The sequence below is a fragment of the Tenacibaculum sp. DPLXC6 genome, assembly GCF_056815515.1.
In genome coordinates, this window is the sequence record NZ_CP141806.1 from 973,182 (window position 1) to 987,634 (window position 14,453).

Here is a 14,453-nt window from a genome sequence, read left to right on the forward strand (position 1 = left end):
AAACACGTAAAAGTAACAAAAATCATTCATTAAATTTTAATGTTGCCTATCTTTGCACCCTTATGTTGAAAAAAGAAGTACAAGAGTTAATTAATACAGGAGAAATGCTTCCGTTAATGGAAGAGTTTTATACGATTCAGGGAGAAGGAGCACACACTGGTACTGCTGCTTATTTTATTCGTATTGGTGGTTGCGATGTAGGTTGCCACTGGTGTGATGTAAAAGAAAGCTGGGATGCTAATTTACATCCACCTACAAAAACGGATATTATCGTTGAAAACGCAAAGAAATATGCCGAAACTGTGGTTATTACAGGTGGTGAGCCTTTAATGTGGAGTTTGGATTATATTACGCAACAACTTCAAGAAAAAGGTATTAAAACACATATTGAAACTTCTGGAGCTTACGATTTTTCTGGTGTTTGGGATTGGTTTTGTTTATCGCCTAAAAAAACCAAACTACCTTTGGAACGTGCTTACCAAGAAGCGGATGAATTGAAAATGATTATTCATAATAAAAATGATTTTCAGTTTGCTGAGGAACAGGCTGCTAAAGTTGGTAAAAAATGTAAGTTGTTTTTACAACCTGAATGGAGTAAAAAGGAAAAAATGACACCGCAAATTATTGATTACGTGATGGAGCATCCACAGTGGAAAATTTCCTTACAAACTCATAAATATTTAAATATACCGTAAACAAAAAAGCAACCTAATTGGGTTGCTTTTTTAGTATTCACTTGGCTCTATATGAATTAAAACATGTCCTAAATCTGGGAGTTTTTCTCTTAAATAGTCTTTTAATTTATGAGCAATATCGTGTCCTTCTTTTACTGTAATGGTACTATCTACAATAGCATGTAAATCTACATGATATTTCATTCCTGCTTTACGAACAAAGCATTTTTCTGTTCCTAAAACACCTGCTACTTCCATAGATTTCTCTCTTATTTCTTCTATCAAATCATCATATACATGTTCATCCATTATTTCACCTAGCGCTGGTCTAAAAATCAAGTAACTATTGTATAAAATAAAGAAAGAGGCCAATAAAGCTGCCCAATCATCAGCTGTTTCATAGCCTTCTTTAAAAATAAGTGCTATAGAAATTCCTATAAATGCCATTACAGAAGTAATTGCATCACTTCGATGGTGCCACGCATCTGCTTTTAAGGAAGAACTATTAGTTTCTTTACTTTTTCTGATAACCACTTGAAAAGATATTTCTTTCCAAATAATAATTGCTCCTAAAACAAGTAACGTCCATGGTTTAGGAGTTTTGTGTGGTGTTTGGATATTCTGTATACTTTCATAGGCTATAACTGTAGCTGAAGTTACCAAAAAGGCTACCACTACAAAGGTGATTAAAGGTTCTATTTTTCCGTGTCCGTACGGATGGTTTTTATCTGCGGGTCTTTTCGCGTATTTCAATCCTAATAGCACTAAAAGCGAAGAAAAAATATCGGTAGTAGATTCAATTGCATCTGCTATTAATGCGTATGAGTTTCCGAAAACACCTGCTAATCCTTTAATAATTGCTAAACTAGTATTGCTAAGAATACTAAAATATGTGGTTTTGATGGCTAACTCTTCTTTACTCATTGAATTATGATATTACAATCTCTTTTTATGAGGTAGTACGAAGGTACTTGAAAACTATCGAAAAACCCTAGATTGTACAATAGAAAATCTATTACTAAAAAAGACTCGCCAGTTGGCGAGCCTTTTGGATAGTTAATAAAACTACCACTTTAACAACAATTAATATTTAATAACGAATGAAAAAATTAGTTCCAGCCTCCTCCTAAGGCTTTATATACTTTTACGTTTGCCAACAATTGATCTCTTTTAGTTTCTATAATTTCAATTTTAGATTCTAATGCTTCTCTTTGCGTTAACAACACTTCTGTATATTCAGCCCTTGCCGATTTAAACAGACGAATTGAAAGGTCTATAGATTCGTTTAACGCTTCTACTTGTTGCTTTTTTAAATCGTAACTGTTTTTTAAGTTATCAATTTTCGAAAGCTCGTTCGCTACTTCTAAATACGCATTTAAAATAGCTCTTTCGTATTCGTAAACAGCTTGTAATTGTTTATTGTTGGCTGTTTTATAAGCTGCTTTTATAGCATTTCTATTGATTAAAGGCCCTACAATATCACCTGCTAAAGAATACACTAACGATTCTGGTGTTGATGTTAAAAACTTAGGTTTAAATGCTTGTAACCCTACTCCTGCTTTTATACCGATTGATGGATAAAAATTAACTCGTGCTATTTTAGTATTTAATTTGGCTGCTGCTAATTCGTATTCAGCTCTTCTTAAATCGGGTCTGTTTTGTAACAGTTGTGATGGGATTCCTGCTTTTACTCCTTCAATAGGTTTGTCTATAAAATTATCTGAGTTTCTTTCTATAGGTTGTGGGTATCTTCCTACTAAAAAGTTAATTTTATTTTCAGTTTCTACTATCTTTTGTTGAAGTTCATATAGGTGACTTTGGTTTTTAAGTACACTCGCTTCAAACCTACGTACTGCCAATTCAGTTGTTCTTGCAGCCTGTTTTTGAAGCTTCACCATTCGCAATGCATTTTTTTGAATTTCTAAGTTTTGTGAGACCATAGATAATTCATTATCTAATGCTACTAATTCGTAATATGAATTTGCAATTTCTGAAACCAAATTAGTTACCATAAAGTTTTTTCCTTCAACACTAGCTAAGTATTCTAGTACTGCTGCTTTCTTCTCATTTCGTAACTTCTTCCAAACATCTAACTCCCATGAAGCAGAAAGTCCTATTGAAAAATCAGTTAATGGCTCTGGAAATTTTTCATCTTCTCGAATATTTAAATTTTCTTCTACGGCTCCATTTCTAGTATACTTCCCTACCTTTTCTACTTCTGCCCCAGCATACATATTTACAAATGGTAAATACTCACCTTTTTTTGCCTTAATATTATTTTTTGAAATAGCTACTTGTTGTAACATTATGTTCAACTCTTGGTTGTTTGATAAAGCTGTATCTATCAGAGAAATTAAATGTGAATCTGAAAAAAAGTCACGCCATTTAATAGTAGCTGTATTTAATGAATCTACAGGTTGGTTCTTAAAATTCTCTGGTACCGCCTTATTTTCTTCTCTTACTACTTGATTTGATACACAAGAGCACAAAACTAAGAGGGTAAGCACACTTAAAAAGTGTGCTTTTTTTATTACAAATAAACTTCTTTGTTTAGTTTTCATTGTTTTCTCTTTTAATTATTTTCTTTAGAAGCTTTTTAAGCTCTGCTATTTTAGCTTTTGTTTTACTTCCTTCAACTTCATTTATTCTTATAAATTCTTCAGAAACTGGTTCATTAGCTTCGTCTTTAATTAAGCTTCTTCCATCACTCATTTTAGCAAATATGTAATAGAGACCTGGTATAATTAAAACTCCGAAAATTGTACCTATTAACATTCCTCCTAAAGCCGAACCACCAATAGTTCTATTACCAATAGCCCCAGCCCCGGGAGCTATAACTAACGGTATTAATCCTGCGATAAACGCAAATGATGTCATTAAAATTGGTCTGAATCGTTCTTTAGCTCCTTCAATAGCTGCTTCAAAAATTGTAGCTCCCTGACTTCTTTTTAGTACCGCAAATTCTACAATTAACACTGCATTTTTACCTAATAAACCAACCAGCATTATTATTCCAATTTGTGCATATACGTCATTCGCTAAGCCCATTAGTTTTAATAGTGTAAATGACCCGTACACTCCTACTGGAAGCGAGAATATCACAGCTAATGGCAGTATAAAGCTTTCGTATTGTGCTGCTAATACAAAATATACAAAGGCTAATACAATGATGAAAATATACACCGATTCATTACCTCTTCTTGCTTCATCATAAGTAAGTCCTTCCCAAGCCACATCATAACCTCTTGGTAATTCTTTTGCTGCTACTTCTTTAATTGCGTTAATAGCATCTCCACTTGTGTATCCTGGCGCTGGTAATCCTCTAATAGCTGCTGAATTATATAAATTGTATCGTGTTATCTCATTAGGTCCTAGTTTTTTTTCTAAACTCATAAACGCTGAATAAGGCACCATTTCTCCTTCTTCATTTTTAACATATAGTTTTTCTAAGTCTGAAGGAATTCTTCTGTATTCTGGTGCTGCTTGTGTATATACTTTAAAGAATCTACCAAAACGAATAAAACCTTGTTCATAGGTACTACCTATTAAAATGTTTAGGTTTTCCATGGCTTTACCAATGGTTACTCCTTTTTGCATCGCTTTTTTATTGTCGATTTTTAATTCGTACTGCGGATAGTTTGCAGAATAAAAAGTAAATAACCCTGTAAGCTCTTTTCGTTTTGATAACGACTCCATGAATTTGTTATTGATACTTTCAAACTCGTGATAGTCTGTTGAGTTTGTTTTGTCTAATAAACGCATTGAGAACCCTCCTGAAGATCCAAACCCTGGTACTGCTGGTGGTTCAAAATATTCTATAACCGCTCCTAAGTCTTTAGTTTCTTCTTCTAGTTCTTCCATGATTTCATGAACTGAATGATGACGTTCTGACCATGGTTTCAAGTTAATTAAACAGGTACCTGCGTTTGACCCTCTACCTTCGGTCATAATTTCATATCCTGCTAAAGATGAAACTGACTCTACTCCCTCAGTTTCTTCACAAATTTGTTGTAGTTTTCTTGCTACTTCGTTTGTACGTTCTAAGGTAGCACCTGGTGGTGTTTGAATGATTGCATAAATCATTCCTTGGTCTTCACTAGGAATAAAACCTGCTGGTAATGTTTTATTGGTAATAAATATTCCTGCACAGAAAGCTAGTAATACTCCAAAGGTTAACATTCTTCGTGCTACGATTCTGTTCAACACTTTTACATATCTTCCTGTTAGCTTTTCAAATCCTTTGTTAAACCAATCAATAAATTTATCTACTATTGATTTTTTTCTTTCTTTTCCGTGGTTGTTTTTTAACATCATTGCACACAATACTGGTGTTAATGTTAATGCTACCACTGCTGAAATAATGATAGAACCCGCCATTGTTATAGAGAACTGTCTGTAGAAAACTCCTACTGGCCCTGTCATAAATGAAATTGGCACAAATACAGAAACCATCACCAATGTAATTGCTAAAATAGCACCTCCTATTTCTCCTAATGCTGCTTTAGATGCTTGATAAGGTGTTAAATGTTCTTTCTCCATTTTTAAATGGACTGCTTCTACAACTACAATAGCATCATCTACTACAATACCAATGGCTAGTACTAATGCAAACAGGGTAATTAAGTTGATTGATAGCCCGAAAAGTTGCATTATAAAGAATGCTCCGATTAAGGACACTGGTACTGCTATAATTGGAATTAAGGTTGATCGTAAATCTCCCAAGAATAGGAATACCACAATGGCTACTAAAATAAAGGCATCTCTAAGTGTATGTATTACTTGTTCTATAGAGGCGTCTAAGAAGTTAGAAACGTCATAACTAATTTGAAAATCAATCCCTGGTGGTAGATCTTCTTTTAATTCTTTTAGTTTTTCTTTTACCGATGCTATTACATCACTACCATTACTTCCAAAGGTTTGTTTTAAAACAATAGATGCTGATGGATGCCCATCTAGGTTTGAGTAAATATCGAAGAATTCACTTCCTAATTTTACTTCGGCAACATCTTTTAGCTTTAAAATTTCTCCTTCTTCATTTGCTCGAATAATAATGTCTTTGTACTGATCTGGTTCGTTATACCTGTTTTGATAGGTAAGTACATATTCTAGTGATTGTGATTTGATTCCTGAACTTCTTCCCAATCTTCCGGGTCTTGCCAAAATACTTTGGTCTTCCATCGCTTCTAAAATTTCTTCCGCAGAAATATTATAGGCTCTCATTCGGTCTGGTTTTAACCAAACTCTCATCGCATATTTTCTACTTCCTAAAATTTTAGCACTGGCAATACCGTTAATACGTTGAATCTCGGGTATCATTTTGGTGTACGCATAGTTGTATAGGAACTTTTCGTCATTATGTTTTTCTTTACTAAAAAGGTTCACATACATTAACATACTTGGTTGTACTGGAGTTATAATTACTCCTTCTCGCTGTACTAATTCAGGTAATAAAGGCATTACTTGATCTACCCTTGTTTTTACCCTAACTACCGCTTGGTTGGGATCTGTACCTGGTTCAAAAATTACACGTAAGGTTCCTTCTCCTGCACTTGTAGCATCAGAAGCGATATAACGCATTCCTTGAACTCCATTGATGGCTGTTTCTAGAGGAATTAGTGTTGAGTTTACCAATACATCTGCACTTGAACCTGGGTAGGCTATAAATATGTTTACCGTGGTTGGTGCAATTTGTGGAAACTGTGATATTGGGAGTTGTTTTATTGATAACAACCCCGTAAAAACAACTATTATCGAAATAACAATTGCTAGTACTGGTCTTTTTATAAATTGACTAAACATGTTTTGTTGAATTTTAGTTTTTGATTACTCTGCATATAAGTCTAAACTAGACATTACTGCATTTGGCTCTTTAAACTCAACATGTATCTTTTGTTGGTCTTTTACCATACGGATTCCTTCTAACAATATTTTATCGTTTTCTGTAAGTCCTTTTTCTACTATAAATAAGTGTGGTAATTCTGCTTCTACAGTAATTTCTCGTTGTTTTACTGTATTATTTTTATCTACTACAAAAACATATTTTTTATCTAATACTTCAAAAGTGGCTTTTTGTGGAATTATTAAGGCTCCTTCGTATGGAACTTCCATTAAAATACTTCCTGTTTCTCCGTGTCTTAAAATTCCATCTGGATTTGGGAAAGTTGCTCTAAAGGCAATATTTCCTGTTTCATTGTTAAACTCTCCTTCAATCGTTTCTACTATTCCTTTTTGATTGAATGGTTTGTTATTTGCCATTAAAAGTGTTACTTCTTTTTTCTTGTCTTTATCTTGACTCATTATGTAGTCTAGATATTCTGTTTCTGGTACATTAAAATATACCCACATTTTACTGTTGTCTGATAGTGTTGTTAGGAGTTCTCCTTCATCTAACAAACTTCCTTTTCTAACATGTAAGTGGTCCATTATACCGTTAAATGGTGCCTTAATGCTTGTAAAACCTAGGTGTGTTTGTGCCAACATTACTTCAGCTTTTGCTTTTTCGTAGTTTGCTTTCGCTAAGGCTAATTCATTTTTAGAAACTACGTTTCCATCTGCTAATAATTCCGTGTTTTTATATTCAATTTCAGCAGCTTTTGCTTCTGCTTTTGCTTTTTGTAAATCTGCTTTATAAACGTTTGCTGATATTTGAAACATGTTTTGTCCTTTTTTTACATGTTGTCCTTCATCAACAAATACTTTCTTTAAATATCCTTTTTCTAGTGCCCTCAATTCTATATGCTGAATGGCATGTATTTGACTTACATAATCTTTAGTTATTGATGTATCTTTTTTAATGGGATTGGTTACAAGGAACTTTGTTTCTGGATGTTTAGATTCCTTTTTTGATTCGCAGCTAATATTAATTAATAGCGCAAATAGGCTCATGAAAATGAAGCTTTTTTTCATTTTTTTGTATGTATTTGTAAAGTTAGAGTGAGTGTGTAACCATTGAAAACCAATGGTTATTCTAAAAATTTAATTAAATTCTTATGTGTGAATAAATAAAATAAGCTAAATGATAGGTTTAGCCTACTTTACCGAAGAGGGTATCAAATTATAAAAACTTGAAATTTTACATGGAGTTTTACTATAGCACTAAAAGTGTACTCTTTAAAGCGTTGTGCTTTTTCTTTTACTACACAAAACTGGCACTCAAAAAACTGCGCATGTAAGATTGCTGATAAGTAACTTCCGAATTTTGATAAACTTTCATCTACTTCATTTTCGTCTTGGGTTTTGTCTTCAATCTCGCTGATTTCAAAATAATTCTCCCTTTCAGAGTCTTGATGCTGTTTATCAAAAGCTAAGTTAATGGTGTTTTGAGTAATTGATTGTGGCTCTGTTTTTGCGTTTACAGATTTATAAGTAACCACTGAGGTTGTTGTATCAAAAGCCTTTTGGTCTGCATATGATGTAGACCATCCTTTTAATAAAAGTATTAATAAAAATAGATATTTATTAAATGTATTACTCATTTCGACCGGCAAAATTATAGATATATATTCATTTAACAAACAAATCGTATCGTAAAATATTTATAAAACAAAAAAAACTCGCCAAATGGCGAGTTTTAATAGTATGTTTTTTGGGGTATAAAGCTATTCTTTATATACTCCCATATTTTCATATTTCTCCATACGTTGAGCTATTAATTCTTGCTCCTTGAGTTTTTTAAGCTCTCCATATGCTTTTACAATCTGTTCTTTAACAGCTTTAAAAGTTCCTTCACGATCAGAGTGTGCACCTCCTAATGGTTCTTTGATGATATCATCTACTATTTTTAGTTTCATACCATCTTCTGCTGTTAATTTTAATGCTTCAGCTGCTTTTTCTTTCTCTGACCAGCTACGCCATAATATTGAAGAACAGTTTTCTGGTGAAATAACCGAATACCAAGAGTTTTCTAGCATATATACTCTGTCTCCTACTCCTATTCCTAAAGCTCCTCCTGAAGCTCCTTCTCCTATAATTATGGTAATAATAGGTGTTTTTAAACGTGTCATTTCAAAGATATTACGAGCAATTGCTTCTCCTTGTCCACGTTCTTCAGCTTCTAATCCTGGGTATGCACCTGGAGTATCTACTAAAGTTACTACTGGTAATCCAAATTTTTCAGCCATACGCATTAAACGTAATGCTTTACGATATCCTTCTGGATTCGCCATACCAAAGTTACGGTATTGACGCGTTTTGGTATTATATCCTTTTTGCTGACCTATGAACATAAAAGATTGATCTCCAATCTTACCTAGTCCACCAATCATTGCTTTATCATCTTTCACACTACGGTCACCGTGTAATTCCATAAAAGTGTCTCCGCAAAGTGCTTTTATATAATCTAAAGTATAAGGACGATTAGGATGACGAGACAACTGTACACGTTGCCATGCCGTTAAATTCTTATATATATCTTTTTTAGCTTTCTCTAATTTTTTTTCAATCTTCTCACATGTAGCTGTTACGTCTACATCACTTTCTTTTCCTATATCAAAACATTTTGCCAACTGATCTTCTAGCTCTTTTATTGGCATTTCAAAATCTAAATATTCCATTGTATTCTTGTATATAGTTTGATTTTCTAATTTACTAGTTAGTTGTTTGTAAAGGCAAACATACTAAAAAATTGTACAGTTTACCTTCATCCTTTTTCTTAAAATACTATTTTTTTATAATTTTCTTTTTTATAGAAGAGGCGTTTTTAAGTACTCCGTTCAGTAACACCACTATTAAAACAATACAAGCCCCGTAATAAAACTCTGGATTCATTTGTTCTTTTTCTCCAAATATTAATAATGCCAAGATAATGGCGTAGATAGGTTCTAAATTAATAGTAAGCATTACTGTATAAGGTGTTAAATACTTCATTACTTGTACTGAAGCAATAAAAGCATATGCTGTACAAATACTACTTAAAATTAATAAATATATCCAATCACTTGCTTGTAATTGGAAAAATTCTACTGAAAATTTTTGCGTAAATAATAAGTAAATAGTTACTCCTAAAACTCCGAATAATAGTTGGTAGAATGAAATAGTATTGGCTTCATGTTTTTTTATAAACACACCATTTAACACTGAAAATAATGCGGATAGAAAGGCTGAAATTAACGCATAAATAATTCCAAGTGTATACTGACTTTCAAAATTAAATATAATATACAAGCCTACTATTACTAACAGTCCTAAAACTATTTCGATTAATTTTATTCTTCTTTTAAAGAAAAAAGGCTCTATAAATGAAGCGAAAAAGGCTCCAGTACTCATCATAACCAAAGCTACTGATACATTTGATACCTTTATTGCTTTAAAGAATGTTATCCAATGTACCGCTATAATTATTCCTGAAATAGCAAACTTGGCTAATGCTTTTTTTTCTACTTTAAATGATTTCTTTCTTATTACAAAATAAATAGCAATAAAGCCTACTGCTAATAACATTCTGTACCAAACTAAAGGAACTGCATCAATTGATATTAATGCTCCTAATATTGCTGTAAACCCCCAAATAAAAACGATTAAATGTAAGTGTAGGTAGTTTTTTAATTTATCTCCTTGCATTGAAATATAAATAAATAGCGTATAAACCAAATACTATATTAGGTATCCAAACATTTAACAGGGCATTTGCTCCTGCTACAGCTCCTAATACTTCTGCTACTTTTAAAAAGAAAACATAAATAAACATAACGCTAATACCTATGGCTAAATTAACTCCTATACCTCCTCTACTTTTCCTGTGTGCTAGCCCCACTGCAATTAATGTTAGTATGTAGCTAGCAACTGGTAAACTTGTTCTTTTGTAGAGTTCAACCAAGTATGCGTTTAAGTTTTTTATTCCTCTTTTTCTAGACACTTCAATAAACTTGACCAACTCTGGAGAGTTCATTTCTTGTGCCATAATATTCTTGTAATTAAAATCTTCTGGTGTAAATGTAAATGTGGTATCTATATTTCTTCCTGAGAAGATACTATCTCTTTCTTTAAAAATTTTTCGTTCTTTCCAGTTATATAGTTTAAATGTACTATCCTTTTCATTCCAATTAATATTATCAGCAGTAAGCTTTCTTTTTAGCTTAATACCATCATATAGATCGATTGAAAAATTAAATCCTGAATTTCGCTTTAAATCAAAGTTTTGGATATATACATAAGTACTATCATTAAGCTGTAAGCTAAATTCACGAATAGTAGTGTCTGAATACTTTTTTTTCTTTAGATATTTTTTTTCAAAAGCTTTTCGTGTTTTACTACTTGATGGTACAAAAAAGTGATTCATTGATAACGCTACTGCACAAACAATAGTTGCTCCTATAAAATATGGATATAAGAATCGTGTAAATGATACTTGAGAACTGTTAATTGCTACAATTTCAGTGTTACTTGCTAGCTTTGAAGTAAATAAAATAACTGCTATAAACAATGCTAATGGCATAAACGTATTAGCATAGTAAATAATGAAGTTTTTATAGTAGTCATTAACTATTTCAAACAACGTAAGATTTTCTTCTCGTAAAAATTTATCAACCTTTTCTGCAATATCAATAGCTACTGCAATAGGTATTAAAATAAGTAACGTAAACAAAAAAGTTGTTAAGTAACGTTTTAATATGTACCAATCTAGTATTTTCAAATTACAAACGTTTATCCATTTGTTTTACCATCTTGTCTTTCCATGAAGCAAAATCTCCTGCTATAATATGTTTACGTGCTTCACGAACTAACCATAAATAAAATCCTAAATTATGAATAGACGCTATTTGTTTACCTAACATCTCTCTTGAAGCAAATAAGTGACGTAAATAGGCTTTAGAATACATAGTGTCTACCCAAGTAATACCCATTTCATCAATTGGAGAAAAATCTTTTTCCCACTTTTTATTTTTAATATTTATACTACCGTGTGCTGTAAATAACATTCCGTTACGTGCATTACGGGTTGGCATTACGCAATCAAACATATCTACACCTAATGCAATATTTTCCAAAATATTAATAGGTGTACCTACTCCCATTAAATATCTAGGCTTGTCTTCCGGTAATATTGCTGTTACCACTTCAGTCATAGCATACATTTCTTCTGCTGGTTCTCCTACTGACAATCCTCCAATAGCATTTCCTTCAGCTCCTGAATTTGCTATATATTCTGCTGATTGTTTACGTAAGTCTTTGTAAGTACTACCTTGCACAATTGGAAATAAAGATTGGCTATATCCGTATTTTGGAGGGGTATTCTCAAAGTGTTTTATACAACGATCTAACCAGCGATGTGTCATATGCATAGATCTTTTTGCGTAATTATAATCACAAGGATATGGTGTACATTCATCAAAAGCCATGATTATATCTGCTCCGATAGTACGCTGTGTTTCCATTACATTTTCTGGTGTAAAGAAATGCGTTGATCCATCTATATGACTTTTAAATTTTACACCTTCTTCATTTATCTTTCTTCTTCCTGATAAAGAGTATACTTGGTAACCTCCACTATCCGTTAAAATATTTCGATCCCAATTCATAAACTTGTGCAACCCTCCTGCTGCTTCTAAAGTTTCTAATTTTGGACGTAAGTATAAGTGATATGTGTTTCCTAAGATTATATCAGGATTAATTTCGTCTTTTAATTCTGATTGATGTACTCCTTTAACTGTAGCTACTGTACCTACAGGCATGAATATTGGAGTTTCTATAGTTCCGTGATCGGTTGTAATAACACCTGCTCGTGCTTTACTTTTAGGATCGGTTATTTTTAAGTCAAATTGCATAAGTGGCAAAGATACACATGTAAGTTGAATGTTTAAAAGTAGAAAGTTAAAAGTTTCTTATTACTGTTTTTAATTCTTTCTTCTTCTTCCAAACTTGGATTTAAAATCTGCTTTTTTCTTTGGTTGAGTACTTTTTTGAGGAGAAGTTTTTTGGGTCTTTTTTTCTGCTCCTTCATATGTTTTTGATGAGCCTGCTACTAGTTTATTAATTTCATCCATTTCTTTAGATGATAATTCACGCCATTCTCCTACTTTTAAGTTTCCTAAAGTTACATTCATAATACGTGTGCGCTTTAGTTTTTTTACTTCGTACCCTAAGTATTCACACATACGTCGTATTTGGCGGTTTAAGCCTTGTACTAAAGTTATTTTAAATACTGTATCATTTACACGTTCTACTTTACATTTCTTTGTTACGGTTCCTAAAATTGGTATTCCGTTACTCATTCTCTTTATAAAGCGTTCATTGATTGGCTTATTAACCGTTACTATGTATTCTTTCTCATGGTTATTTCCTGCGCGTAGAATTTTGTTTACGATATCTCCGTCATTTGTTAAGAATATTAATCCTTCTGAGGGTTTATCTAATCGACCAATAGGAAATAATCGTTGTGGATGTCCTACAAACTTTACTATATTTTTACGCTCTTTACTATCTGTAGTACAAACAATACCTACTGGTTTGTTTAACGCTATATATATAGTCTTAGGTTTTGCTTTTAACGGTTTTCCATCAATTTTAACGACATCGCCTTCATGTACTCTATTGCCTAGTTGTGTGGGTTTTCCGTTTATGGTTACTCTTCCTTCAGTAATAAAGCGTTCTGCTTCACGGCGTGAACAAATACCTGTACTACTTATGTACTTATTAAGATTTATTGATGTGTCGTTATTATTTTCCATTACATAGAATCTATGTTATAGCTACACAAACAAATGTAACACATAACTGAGTTTATTTATACTGTATTACTTTTAGATATTAAAAACTAATCACCTACAAAGAAAAAGAAAATCCTCAAGCTAACACTTGAGGATTTCATAATTTATATGTTTTTATTATTAAAACATAATCATTTTTTGTGTACAACGTGCTAAACTTGGTCTTCTTTCATAGTCAAACCCTAGTGTTATCATGTGTGTACCATAGTTATATTCTTGTGTCTTATTCATGTTAATACTAAATCCGTACGACAAGTATAGGTTGTTCTTTTTTAAACCAAATAATGGTGCAATAGCGTTTGGTTGAAAAAACTGATCGTTTAAGAATGTATAACTTACCCCAGCCCAAACATATCCGTCTCTAATTCCTTTTCTGGCTTTAACGTTCATATCTGTTCTAGATCGTTTATCTGCTTCTCTATACTCTACTAACATTGAAGGTTCTAATTCAAAATTTCTACTTAACCTTGTAAAAGTATAAGAAGTAAAAACTGTATACTTTCTTAACACTTCTGGTTCACCAGTTTGAAAATCTTCAATTTCTTTATTTAAAATATTTATCGCGTTAAGACTTATACTAAATCGTTCGTAACGATATAATAGACCTACATCAAAATTTGAATTGTTTAATGTTCTATTTGGTACTACTTGTCCTGAATTATTTTCAGAAGTATCAATACCAAACTGAATAAAACTATAGCTTAATGCGAATGATAAAAAGCTATCGTGAAAGTCACTTAATGTTAAGTGACTTGCAAACGATAATTTTGCTCCTTTATGAGTTGTATATCCATTTTTATCATTAAATAAAGTAATACCACCACCAAAAGTGTCTGCTATACGAGCTTCAACTGTTAACGATTGTGTGTCTGGTGCATCTTTAACTCCAATCCACTGGCTTACTCCATTTAACCTAACCTGTAATCCAGTACCAATACCTGCATACGTTGGAGATATTAAAAACGGGTTATCAGCTAAATGACTCACATATTGTGGTAATTCTACTTCTTGTGCAGTAACTTTTACACTACTTAATACTACACATAAAATTAATATTATTTTTCTCATTTCTGTT

At 32.4% G+C, this 14,453-nt stretch carries 12 protein-coding genes; 1 reads left to right on the forward strand and 11 read right to left on the reverse strand.

Annotation, left to right across the window (positions count from 1 at the left end; all coding sequences use genetic code 11):
• Positions 1-62 precede the first annotated feature (62 nt).
• Positions 63-695 (forward strand): 7-carboxy-7-deazaguanine synthase QueE, encoded by a 633-nt coding sequence (locus VCM48_RS04385; RefSeq protein WP_164723437.1) that lies wholly within the window; start codon positions 63-65, stop codon positions 693-695.
• A 30-nt stretch (positions 696-725) separates the two neighbouring features.
• Here the strand turns inward: VCM48_RS04385 and VCM48_RS04390 are convergent, their stop codons facing one another.
• The 11 genes from VCM48_RS04390 to VCM48_RS04440 all read right to left on the reverse strand — a co-directional run bounded on the left by VCM48_RS04390 (position 726) and on the right by VCM48_RS04440 (position 14,446).
• Complete coding sequence (locus tag VCM48_RS04390) at positions 726-1,598, reverse strand: cation diffusion facilitator family transporter (RefSeq protein ID WP_482271765.1); 873 nt, start codon at positions 1,596-1,598, stop codon at positions 726-728.
• 185 nt (positions 1,599-1,783) lie between these two features.
• Positions 1,784-3,235 carry a TolC family protein gene (locus VCM48_RS04395; RefSeq protein WP_482271766.1) on the reverse strand — a complete coding sequence of 484 codons (1,452 nt, stop codon included), beginning with the start codon at positions 3,233-3,235 and terminating at the stop codon, positions 1,784-1,786.
• Positions 3,225-6,473 carry an efflux RND transporter permease subunit gene (locus VCM48_RS04400; RefSeq protein ID WP_482271767.1) on the reverse strand — a complete coding sequence of 1,083 codons (3,249 nt, stop codon included), beginning with the start codon at positions 6,471-6,473 and terminating at the stop codon, positions 3,225-3,227. The genes VCM48_RS04395 and VCM48_RS04400 overlap by 11 nt, the downstream gene beginning before the upstream one ends.
• Before the next feature lie 24 nt (positions 6,474-6,497).
• Complete coding sequence (locus VCM48_RS04405) at positions 6,498-7,580, reverse strand: efflux RND transporter periplasmic adaptor subunit (RefSeq protein WP_440121267.1); 1,083 nt, start codon at positions 7,578-7,580, stop codon at positions 6,498-6,500.
• A gap of 143 nt (positions 7,581-7,723) precedes the next feature.
• Complete coding sequence (locus VCM48_RS04410) at positions 7,724-8,188, reverse strand: DUF2606 family protein (RefSeq protein ID WP_482271768.1); 465 nt, start codon at positions 8,186-8,188, stop codon at positions 7,724-7,726.
• 84 nt (positions 8,189-8,272) lie between these two features.
• A complete protein-coding gene (locus tag VCM48_RS04415; protein WP_482271769.1) occupies positions 8,273-9,226 on the reverse strand; it encodes an acetyl-CoA carboxylase carboxyltransferase subunit alpha in 954 nt (317 codons plus the stop codon).
• A gap of 106 nt (positions 9,227-9,332) precedes the next feature.
• The gene (locus VCM48_RS04420; protein WP_482271770.1) at positions 9,333-10,232 is read right to left on the reverse strand and encodes a DMT family transporter; all 900 of its coding nucleotides are present in this window, start codon (positions 10,230-10,232) and stop codon (positions 9,333-9,335) included.
• Entirely contained in the window at positions 10,219-11,304 is a 1,086-nt protein-coding gene (locus VCM48_RS04425; protein ID WP_482271771.1) for an LptF/LptG family permease, read from the reverse strand. The genes VCM48_RS04420 and VCM48_RS04425 overlap by 14 nt, the downstream gene beginning before the upstream one ends.
• A 1-nt stretch (position 11,305) precedes the next feature.
• Positions 11,306-12,436, reverse strand: coding sequence for a tRNA guanosine(34) transglycosylase Tgt (gene tgt, locus VCM48_RS04430; RefSeq protein WP_440121263.1), 1,131 nt, complete (start codon positions 12,434-12,436; stop codon positions 11,306-11,308).
• A gap of 69 nt (positions 12,437-12,505) precedes the next feature.
• The gene (rluF, locus tag VCM48_RS04435) at positions 12,506-13,339 is read right to left on the reverse strand and encodes a 23S rRNA pseudouridine(2604) synthase RluF (RefSeq protein ID WP_482271772.1); all 834 of its coding nucleotides are present in this window, start codon (positions 13,337-13,339) and stop codon (positions 12,506-12,508) included.
• 159 nt (positions 13,340-13,498) lie between these two features.
• On the reverse strand, positions 13,499-14,446 hold the full coding sequence (locus VCM48_RS04440; RefSeq protein ID WP_425659058.1) for a PorP/SprF family type IX secretion system membrane protein: 948 nt from the start codon (positions 14,444-14,446) through the stop codon (positions 13,499-13,501).
• Positions 14,447-14,453: the final 7 nt, after the last annotated feature.

Bases quoted from the DNA above. Each gene is read 5' to 3' on its own strand.
- VCM48_RS04440 (WP_425659058.1), bottom strand. From the start codon at position 14,446: ATGAGAAAAATAATATTAATTTTATGTGTAGTATTAAGTAGTGTAAAA.
- VCM48_RS04395 (WP_482271766.1), bottom strand. From the start codon at position 3,235: ATGAAAACTAAACAAAGAAGTTTATTTGTAATAAAAAAAGCACACTTT.
- VCM48_RS04420 (WP_482271770.1), bottom strand. From the start codon at position 10,232: ATGCAAGGAGATAAATTAAAAAACTACCTACACTTACATTTAATCGTT.
- VCM48_RS04400 (WP_482271767.1), bottom strand. From the start codon at position 6,473: ATGTTTAGTCAATTTATAAAAAGACCAGTACTAGCAATTGTTATTTCG.
- tgt (WP_440121263.1), bottom strand. From the start codon at position 12,436: ATGCAATTTGACTTAAAAATAACCGATCCTAAAAGTAAAGCACGAGCA.
- VCM48_RS04390 (WP_482271765.1), bottom strand. From the start codon at position 1,598: ATGAGTAAAGAAGAGTTAGCCATCAAAACCACATATTTTAGTATTCTT.
- VCM48_RS04405 (WP_440121267.1), bottom strand. From the start codon at position 7,580: ATGAAAAAAAGCTTCATTTTCATGAGCCTATTTGCGCTATTAATTAAT.
- VCM48_RS04415 (WP_482271769.1), bottom strand. From the start codon at position 9,226: ATGGAATATTTAGATTTTGAAATGCCAATAAAAGAGCTAGAAGATCAG.
- rluF (WP_482271772.1), bottom strand. From the start codon at position 13,339: ATGGAAAATAATAACGACACATCAATAAATCTTAATAAGTACATAAGT.
- VCM48_RS04385 (WP_164723437.1), top strand. From the start codon at position 63: ATGTTGAAAAAAGAAGTACAAGAGTTAATTAATACAGGAGAAATGCTT.